Origin of the sequence: Pseudomonas sp. A-1 (assembly GCF_004801855.1) — a bacterium.
Taxonomy (GTDB): domain Bacteria; phylum Pseudomonadota; class Gammaproteobacteria; order Pseudomonadales; family Pseudomonadaceae; genus Geopseudomonas.
Genome location: NZ_SSTC01000117.1, coordinates 1 through 8,965 on the forward strand (window position 1 = coordinate 1; position 8,965 = coordinate 8,965).

An 8,965-nucleotide genomic window follows, 5' to 3' on the forward strand; every position below is an offset into this window, starting at 1 on the left:
TCGGAGCCTTTCTCCACCACGCAGACGCTGAGCTCCTGGCCGGCTTCGGCGGCCTTCTGCTTCAGGCGGCAGGCGGCCGACAGTCCGGCAGGGCCAGCGCCGACGATGACCACGTCGAATTCCATGTATTCGCGTTGCATTTCGTGACCTCAAATTTCTTCGCAGAAAACCGGCAGGCAGGAAAATGGGCAACCCGTGGGTTGCCCATGTCCTCGAGCGCACGCTGAGTGCCGGCGGCAACAATAGCTGCTGGTGCCGCCTGGCGAATCAGCCAAGCAGACTAGACAGCTCCGGCACGGCCTCGAACAGGTCGGCGACCAGGCCGTAGTCGGCGACCTGGAAGATCGGCGCCTCCTCGTCCTTGTTGATCGCCACGATGACTTTCGAATCCTTCATGCCGGCCAGGTGCTGGATGGCGCCGGAGATGCCGACGGCGACGTACAGCTGCGGGGCGACGATCTTGCCGGTCTGGCCGACCTGCATGTCGTTGGGCACGAAGCCGGCGTCCACCGCGGCGCGCGAGGCACCGACGGCAGCACCGAGCTTGTCGGCCACGCCATACAGCAGCTGGAAGTTGTCGCCGTTCTGCATGCCGCGACCGCCGGAAACCACCACCTTGGCGGCGGTCAGCTCGGGACGTTCGGACTTGGCCAGCTCCTCGCCGACGAAGCTGGACACGCCGGCATCGCAGGAGGCGCCGATGGCCTCGATGGCGGCACCTCCCCCGGTGGCGGCCACGGCGTCGAAGCCGGTGCTGCGCACGGTGATGACCTTGACGGCAGCCGCGGACTGCACGGTGGCGATGGCGTTGCCGGCGTAGATCGGCCGCTGGAAGGTGTCGGCCGAGACGACCTTGACGATCTCGGAGATCTGGTCGACGTCGAGCAACGCGGCGACGCGCGGCAGGTAGTTCTTGCCGTTGGTGGTGGCCGGGGCCAGCACATGGCTGTAGGCGGCCGGCGAGGTCCCGCGAGCCAGCTCGACGATCAGCGGCGCGACGTTCTCCGGCAGCTGGTGGGCGTAGGCCGGGGCGTCGGCGAGCAGCACCTTGGCCACGCCGGCGACCTGGGCGGCCGCCTCGGCCACCGCGCCGCAGCCTTGGCCTGCGACCAGCATATGGACATCGCCACCGATCTGAGCGGCGGCGGCCACGGTGTTGAGGGTGGCGGCAGCCAGGGCACTGTTGTTGTGTTCAGCGATTACCAGGATTGCCATCTCAGATCACCTTCGCTTCGTTCTGCAGTTTCTCGACCAGTTCGGCCACCGACTTGACCTTGATGCCGGCGCTGCGCGCGGCCGGGGCCTCGACCTTGAGCACCTTGACGCTGGAGGCGGTGGACACGCCCAGCGCCTCCGGAGTGACGGTCTCCAGCGGCTTCTTCTTGGCCTTCATGATGTTGGGCAAGGAGGCGTAGCGCGGCTCGTTGAGGCGCAGGTCGGTGGTGACGATGGCGGGGAGCTTGAGGGCGACGGTCTGCAGGCCGCCGTCGATCTCGCGGGTGACGTTGACCTTGTCGCCAGTGACCTCGACCCTGGAGGCGAAGGTGCCCTGGGCGAAGCCGGTCAGGGCGGCGAGCATCTGCCCGGTCTGGTTGTTGTCGCTGTCGATGGCCTGCTTGCCGAGGATCACCAGCTGCGGCTGCTCCTTGTCGACCACGGCCTTGAGCAGCTTGGCGACGGCCAGCGAGCCAAGCTCGTCATTGGCTTCCACCAGCACGGCGCGGTCGGCGCCGAGGGCCAGGGCGGTGCGCAGTTGCTCCTGGGCAGTCGCCGGACCAACCGAGACGACGACGACTTCAGTAGCGATGCCCTTTTCCTTGAGGCGTACTGCTTCCTCGACGGCGATCTCGCAGAAGGGGTTCATGGCCATCTTGACGTTGGCCAGATCGACGCCGCTGTTGTCGGCCTTGACCCGCACCTTGACGTTGTAGTCGACCACGCGTTTTACCGCGACCAGTACTTTCATGTCGGATTCCTCTCTCAGACGCGTTCGAAGATCGCGGCGATGCCCTGGCCGCCGCCGATGCACATGGTCACCAGGGCGTAGCGGCCGCCGATGCGCTCGAGTTCGTAAAGGGCCTTGAGGGTGATGATGGCGCCGGTGGCGCCGATCGGATGACCGAGGGAAATGCCGGAACCGTTGGGGTTGACCTTGGCCGGATCGAGACCGAGTTCCTGGATCACCGCGCAGGCCTGGGCGGCGAACGCCTCGTTGGCCTCGACCACGTCCAGGTCGGCCACGTTCAGGCCGGCACGCTCGAGGGCCAGCTTGGTGGCCGGCACCGGGCCGATGCCCATGTGCAGCGGATCGACCCCGGCCAGGGCGTAGGACACCAGGCGGGCCATCGGCTTGAGGCCGCGGCGCTCGGCGGTGGCGCGCTCCATCAGCACCACGGCGGCGGCGCCGTCGTTGAGGCTGGAGGCGTTGCCGGCGGTGACGCTGCCGTCGTTGCGCTCGAAGGCCGGCTTGAGCTTGCTCAACTCCTCGAGGGTCAGGTTGTCGCGCACGTGCTCGTCGGTGTCGAACACCACTTCGCCGCGGCGGGTCTTCAGGGTGATCGGCAGGATCTGCTCCTTGAAGCGGCCTTCCTCGATGGCCACGGCGGCGCGGCGATGGGATTCCAGCGCCAGCGCGTCCTGCGCCTCGCGGGAGATGGCGTAGGTGCGGCGCACGTTCTCGGCGGTGACGCCCATGTGCACCTTGTGCATCGGGTCGGTAAGGGCGCCGACCATCATGTCGACCATGCCGGTGTCGCCCATGCGTGCGCCGAAGCGCATCGCCGAGGTGGAGTAGGGCGCGCGGCTCATGCAGTCGGCGCCGCCGGCCAGGGCGACGTCGGCGTCGCCGAGGAGGATGCCCTGGGCGGCAGTGACGATTGCCTGCAGGCCCGAACCGCACAGACGGTTGACGGTCAGGGCGGTGGACTGCTCGCTGACGCCGCTCTTCAGGGCGACCACGCGGGAGATGTACATGTCGACCGGCTCGGTATGGATGACGTTGCCGAACACCACCTGGCCGACCTCGTCGCCGTTCACCTGGGCGCGCTGCAGGGCTTCGCGGGCGACCATGGCGCCCAGATCGCTGGGGGAGAAGTCCTTGAGGCTGCCGCCGAAGTCGCCGATGGCCGTACGGGCACCGCTGACGATGACCACTTCACGCTTGTTCATGGGTATTTCCTTGTTTTTATCTGGAAAGTTGCGGGTTAGTCTTTGCTGATGCGGGTCTTGCCGGCGGCGACCAGGCGCTCGAGCAGGGCGGCAGGCTTGAACCACTGCTCGCCGTAGGCGCCGAGCTGCTCGCGGTACTGATTGAGGCCGCCGAGCACGCGCTCGAGGCCCAGATGTTCGGCATAGTGCAGCGGGCCGCCCAGCCAGGTGGGGAAGCCGTAGCCGCAGGTCCACACCAGGTCGATGTCGCCGGCGCGCAGGGCGATGCCTTCGTCGAGGATCTGGATGCCTTCGTTGATCAGCACGAACAGGCAGCGGTCGTGGATTTCCTGGTCGCTGATGACGCGGCGCTGGATGCCCAGTTCGGCGGCCAGGCGCTCGGCCATGGCCAGCACTTCCGGATCGTCGTGGCGCTCGCGGCCTTCGTAGATGTACATGCCGCGGCCGGTTTTCTGGCCGTAGCGGCCGAGGGCGTAGAGCTCGTCGGCCACGCGGTAGTAGCTGGGGTCGGTGGCCAGCGCCTCGCGCAGCGGGGTGCGGATCAGGTAGCCGACGTCGATGCCGACCAGGTCGTACATGCTCAGCACGCCCATGTTGAGGCCGAGATCGGTGAGCACGCGGTCGACCTGCGCCGGGGTGGCGCCTTCCAGCAGCAGGCGGTGCGCCTCGCGGGCGTAGGGCTCGAGCATGCGGTTGCCGATGAAGCCGTAGCACACCCCGGAAACCACCGGCAGCTTGCCGATCTGCTTGCCCAGCTTGAGCGCGGTGGCCAGCACGTCGAGGGCGGTCTGCTTGCCGCGCACCACTTCCAGCAGGCGCATGACGTTGGCCGGGCTGAAGAAGTGCAGGCCGATCACGTCCTGCGGGCGACGGGTGAAGGCGGCGATCTGGTCGACGTCGAGGGTCGAGGTGTTGGTGGCGAGGATGGCGCCGGGCTTGCAGATCTCGTCGAGGGTGACGAACACCTGGCGCTTGACCTCCATGCTCTCGAACACCGCCTCGATCACCAGGTCGGCGTCGGCCAGGTCGGCGTAGTCGAGGGTGCCGGCCAGCAGGGCCATGCGCTGCTCGACCTGCTCCTGGGTCAGCTTGCCGCGCTTGGCGCTGATCTCGTAGTTCTTGCGGATCTGCGCCAGGCCGCGATCGAGCGCCTCGCGCTTCTGTTCGAGCAGCACCACCGGCATGCCGATGTTGGCGAAGTTCATGGCGATGCCGCCGCCCATGGTGCCGGCGCCGATCACCGCGACCTTCTTGATCGGGCGCAGCGGCAGCGAGGCGTCGATGCCGGGCACCTTGCCGGCCTCGCGCTCGGCGAAGAACAGGTGGCGCAGGGCCTGGGACTGCGGCGAGTCCATGGCCTCCATGAACAGCTCCTGCTCGCGGGCCAGGCCCACTGCCAGCGGCTGCTCGCAGGCGATGCGCACCGCCTCCAGGGCCAGGTGCGGGGCGAGCTGGCCCTTCCACTGGCCGCTCTTTTTGGCGGTGTAGTCGACGAAGAAGTTGTCCGCCAGTGCGGCTCCCGGCGCGGCATGGGGGTAGGCCGGCTGCGCCGGGGCGCCCGCCTGCAGCAGTTCGCGGGCGTAGGCGCAGGCGGCGTCCAGCAGGTCGTCGGCCGAGGCGGCGAGGCGGTCGAGCAGTCCCAGCTCGAGGGCGCGCTCGGCGCGCAGCGGCTGGCCGGAGAGGATGGTTTCCAGGGCAGTCTCGGCGCCGATCAGGCGCGGCAGGCGCTGGGTGCCGCCGGCGCCGGGCAGCAGGCCGAGGGTGATTTCCGGCATGCCCAGGCGCCCCTTGGGCTCGCCGATGCGGTAGCCGCAGGCCATGGCCAGCTCCAGGCCGCCGCCGAGGGCCAGGCCACCGACGGCGGCGATCATCGGCTTGGTGCTGCCGGCCAGCTCGATGAGCAGCTCGGGCAGGCCCGGGGTGGCGGTGAAGTCGGCGCCGCCGAACTCGGCGATGTCGGCGCCGGCGCAGAACGGCAGGCCGCGGCCGTAGACGACCATGGCCTTGACCGCCGGATCGGCGCTGGCCTGGCGGAAGGCAGCCTGCAGCTCCTGGCGCAGGGTGAGGCCGAGGGCGTTGACCGGGGCGCGGGCCAGGCCGATCAGGGCCAGTTCGTTGTCCAGGGTGTAGTCGATCAGGGTGTACATGGCAGTTCCCTTGGTTGTTGTTATGCAGGGAGAAGGGTTGCCGGTTTTTTAGCAAGCCACCCGCGCGGTGCGCTTCGAACCGCGGGTGGATTTGCGGGTGGAGTCGGGTGGAGGGGAGGGTGGAACTGGCGGCGCAGTTGCGCCTGCTCAGTCGAGCAGGTGCAACTCGCGCGCGACGCGCAGGGCGCCGTCGCGGTCGCTGACGTCGAGCTTGCGGAACAGGTTGTTGATGTGGGTCTTCACCGTGCTCAGGCTGACGAACAGGCCGTCGGCGAGCTGCTGGTTGCTCTGCCCGCGGGCCATGCGCCGCAGCACGTCCAGCTCGCGGCGGGTCAGCGGTTCGAGCAGCGGATGCGCGGCGCCCTCGCTGCCGAGCCCGGCCAGCAGGCGTTCGAGCTGTTCGCGCGGCGGCAGCGGACGCTCCAGCCCGGCCTGGCGGCGCACCGCCGGCTGCAGCAGCTGGCGGAACAGCTCGGTCAGCTCGCGGCCCTCGTGGTGCAGCAGCTGGCCGAAGCCGTGGCCGGCGGCCAGCTGCAGGGCCTCGTCGAGGCAGGCGAGGGCGGCGTTCTGCTCGCCGCGGTCGCGCTGCAGGGCGGCGTCGAGCAGCCACAGGTCGAGCTGCAGGCGCCGGTTGTGCTCCGCCTCGGCCTGCTCGCGCAGGTTGGCGAGGATCTGCCGGGCCACCGCCGGCTGGCCGAGGTGGCGCTGCACCCAGGCGTAGGCCAGCCACTCGTCCGGCATCAGGTCCTCGCCGTAGTGGCGCTGGCACCAGTGCCACTCCTTGAGCCAGGCGAGGATGAAGTCCTGGTCGCGCTCGCGCACCGCCAGGCGCGCGCGCCAGGCGCCGGCCAGGCGGTACAGGCCGAACTGGCGGAACTGGCGGGCCAGGCGCCGCGCCTCGTCCCAGCGCGCCTGGGCCTTGCCGGCTTCGCCCATGGCGTCGTACAGGCAGGCCATGTGGTGCAGCACCTGGACCAGCGCGGCGGAGTGGGGGAAGCCGAGGGCCAGGGTTTCCGCCTTGGCCAGGCGCTGGCGGGCCTGTTCCAGATGGTTCTGCTGGGCGAACACCAGGCCCAGGCCGAGGTGGTGGAACACCTCGTAGAAGTTGCGCGAGGCGGTCGCCGGCGACTGCCGCTCCAGGGCGAGGAAGCGGCGCATGGCTGCCTCGCTGCCACCCTGGGCCAGCTCGATCTGCCCGCACAGCAGGTGGGGAATGTTGACGAAGCCGCTGAAGCCGAACTCGTCGAACTCGCCCAGCGCCTGCTCGACATCGCGGCGCGCGGCGTCCAGCTGGCCCAGTTCGAACAGGCAGCGCGCCCGGTTGAGACGCAGCACCGAACCGGCCGAGTTGCGCTGCGGGAAGCGCTGCAGCGCCTGGCCGGCCAGCTCCAGGCCGTGGCGCAGGTTGCCGCCGAGGAAGGCCAGCAGGGTACGCAGGTAGGCGATGGTCTGCTGCACCCGCTCCGGATTGCGCGGCACGCCCTGGCGCTGCAGCTGGCGCAGGCGCTGGATGCACGCCTGGATGCGGGCGATGCCGTTGGTGACCATGACGATCGAGGCTTCGCTGATCGCCAGGGTGAAATGGTCGCTGCCGGTCTGGCCGTTGACCTCGACCTGGCTGAGCAGGTCGACCAGCGCATTGATCTGGCCGTCGCGCAGCAGGTCGAAGGTGTGCCGCTCGGCGGTGGCGAGCACCGCGTTGAAGTCGCGGGCGCGGCCGTACTGGTGGATGGCTTCCGAGTAGCGGCGCTGTTCGAGCAGCCAGGCGGCGGCCTGCTGGTGCAGCTGCTGGAGCAGCTGCGGATCGCGCTGCTGCAGGCGCTGGTAGAGCGCCTCGCGCAGCACGCGGTGGTAGCGGTATTCGGCGCGGTCGCCGGGGCGCCGCTCGATGAACAGGTCGCGGCGCAGCGCCTGGTCGATCAGCGGGCGGCTGTCGGCACGGCCGCCGAGCAGGTTGGCCAGCGCCGGCTCGAAGGTCTGCACCACCGAGGTGCGCTCCATGAAGTCGAGCAGCTCGGCGGGCAGGCGGGCCAGCACTTCCTCGTCGAGGAAGTCGACCACGTAGGTATAGGCCTGGCGGGTCACTCCGCGCAGCAGCTCGGGCTGCGTGCCGGTCGGCGCCAGCTCGCGGTGGGCGGTGAACCAGAACAGCAGGCCGGTGATCCAGCCCTCGCTGCCGGCGCGCAGCTGGTAGAGCGCGTCGGAGTCCAGCCTGGCGCCGCGGCTGCTGGCCAGCTGGCGGATCTCCTCGCTGTCCACGCCCAGCTCGCGGGCGTCGATCACTGCCAGGCGCTCGTCGCGGCGCAGGTGGTTGATGGCCAGCTCCGGGGCTCCCTCGCCGGCGGCCAGTACCAGCAGGCCGGGCGGGCCGTAGCGCAGCAACTGGTCGAGATAGCGGCGGGCGCGCTCGGCGCGCAGCAGGTGCAGGTCGTCGAGGATCAGGGTGAAGCCTTCGCCCTGCTGTTCGAGGCGCTGCAGAGCGGCGCCCCACAGGCGGGACTCGTCGGCGGGCATCAGGCTGTGCTCGGGGGCGGGCAGGCCGAGTGCAGCGCCCAGATGCAGCAGCAGGTGCAGCGGCTGGTTGTCGGCGCGGTCCAGGCGATACCAGGCCCAGGGCGTCTGCAGGCTGGCGGCGTACTGGGCGAGCAGGGTGGTCTTGCCGTAGCCGAGCGGCGCGCTGAGCAGGATCAGCCGGCAGCCGCGCGCGGCGGCGTCCTGCAGGTGCTGGAGCAGGCGCGGACGGGGCAGGACCTTGTCGGGCAGGGGCAGGGGACGAAGCTGGCTCGGATTGACGAGGGGGGAAGCCATCGGGGGTCTTCTGTTGTTGTTCACGGCGTGGTTGCTCGTGAAGGTAGCAGATCCCGGCCGTGGAGGCTCTAGCGCGCATGGCAGCGCCCGTCCGGCGCGCCGGGGGAGGCGCGCCGGACGGGCGAGGGATTACACCGCTACGGCGGGGATCACCGCCTTGGCGGCGGCATCCCGGTACTCGGCGATCCGGTCGAAGGACAGGTAGCGATAGATGTCGGCAGCCATGCTGTCGATGTTCTTCGCGTACTCCATGTACTCCGCGACGGTCGGCAGCTTGCCGAGGATGGAGGCCACCGAGGCCAGTTCGGCCGACGCCAGGAACACGTTGGTCGAGTCGCCCAGACGGTTCGGGAAGTTGCGGGTCGAGGTGGAGACCACGGTCGAACCGGTCTGCACGCGCGCCTGGTTGCCCATGCACAGCGAGCAGCCCGGCATCTCCATGCGCGCCCCGGCGCGGCCGAAGATGCCGTAGTAGCCTTCCTCGGTCAGCTGGTGCACGTCCATCTTGGTCGGCGGCGCCAGCCACAGACGGGTCGGGATGCCGCCCTTGACCTTGTCCAGCAGCTTGCCGGCCGCGCGGAAGTGACCGATGTTGGTCATGCACGAACCGATGAACACCTCGTCGATCTTCTGACCGGCAACGGTGGACAGCAGACGAGCGTCGTCCGGATCGTTCGGCGCGCAGAGAACCGGCTCCTTGATCTCGGCCAGGTCGATCTCGATCACGGCGGCGTATTCGGCATCGGCATCGGCGGACAGCAGCTGCGGATCGGCCAGCCAGGCTTCCATGGCCTGGGCGCGACGCTCCAGGGTACGGGCATCGCCGTAGCCTTCGCCGATCA

The 8,965-nt window shown here is 69.5% G+C and carries 7 protein-coding genes; all 7 read right to left on the reverse strand.

Annotated elements, in window-relative coordinates; translation table 11 throughout:
* A partial coding sequence (locus E5198_RS18940; protein ID WP_136491504.1) for an FAD-dependent oxidoreductase occupies positions 1-140 on the reverse strand: 140 nt, incomplete at its 3' end.
* A gap of 127 nt (positions 141-267) precedes the next feature.
* The gene (locus tag E5198_RS18945; RefSeq protein ID WP_136491505.1) at positions 268-1,215 is read right to left on the reverse strand and encodes an electron transfer flavoprotein subunit alpha/FixB family protein; all 948 of its coding nucleotides are present in this window, start codon (positions 1,213-1,215) and stop codon (positions 268-270) included.
* Between the two features lies 1 nt (position 1,216).
* The gene (locus E5198_RS18950) at positions 1,217-1,966 is read right to left on the reverse strand and encodes an electron transfer flavoprotein subunit beta/FixA family protein (RefSeq protein ID WP_136491506.1); all 750 of its coding nucleotides are present in this window, start codon (positions 1,964-1,966) and stop codon (positions 1,217-1,219) included.
* Positions 1,967-1,980: 14 nt separating this feature from the next.
* Entirely contained in the window at positions 1,981-3,168 is a 1,188-nt protein-coding gene (locus E5198_RS18955) for an acetyl-CoA C-acyltransferase family protein (protein ID WP_136491507.1), read from the reverse strand.
* A gap of 35 nt (positions 3,169-3,203) precedes the next feature.
* Positions 3,204-5,315 carry a 3-hydroxyacyl-CoA dehydrogenase NAD-binding domain-containing protein gene (locus tag E5198_RS18960; RefSeq protein WP_136491508.1) on the reverse strand — a complete coding sequence of 704 codons (2,112 nt, stop codon included), beginning with the start codon at positions 5,313-5,315 and terminating at the stop codon, positions 3,204-3,206.
* A gap of 147 nt (positions 5,316-5,462) precedes the next feature.
* Positions 5,463-8,123, reverse strand: coding sequence for a LuxR C-terminal-related transcriptional regulator (locus E5198_RS18965; protein ID WP_136491509.1), 2,661 nt, complete (start codon positions 8,121-8,123; stop codon positions 5,463-5,465).
* Positions 8,124-8,252: 129 nt separating this feature from the next.
* On the reverse strand, positions 8,253-8,965 hold a 713-nt coding region (locus E5198_RS18970), incomplete at its 5' end, for an aconitase family protein (protein ID WP_256659197.1).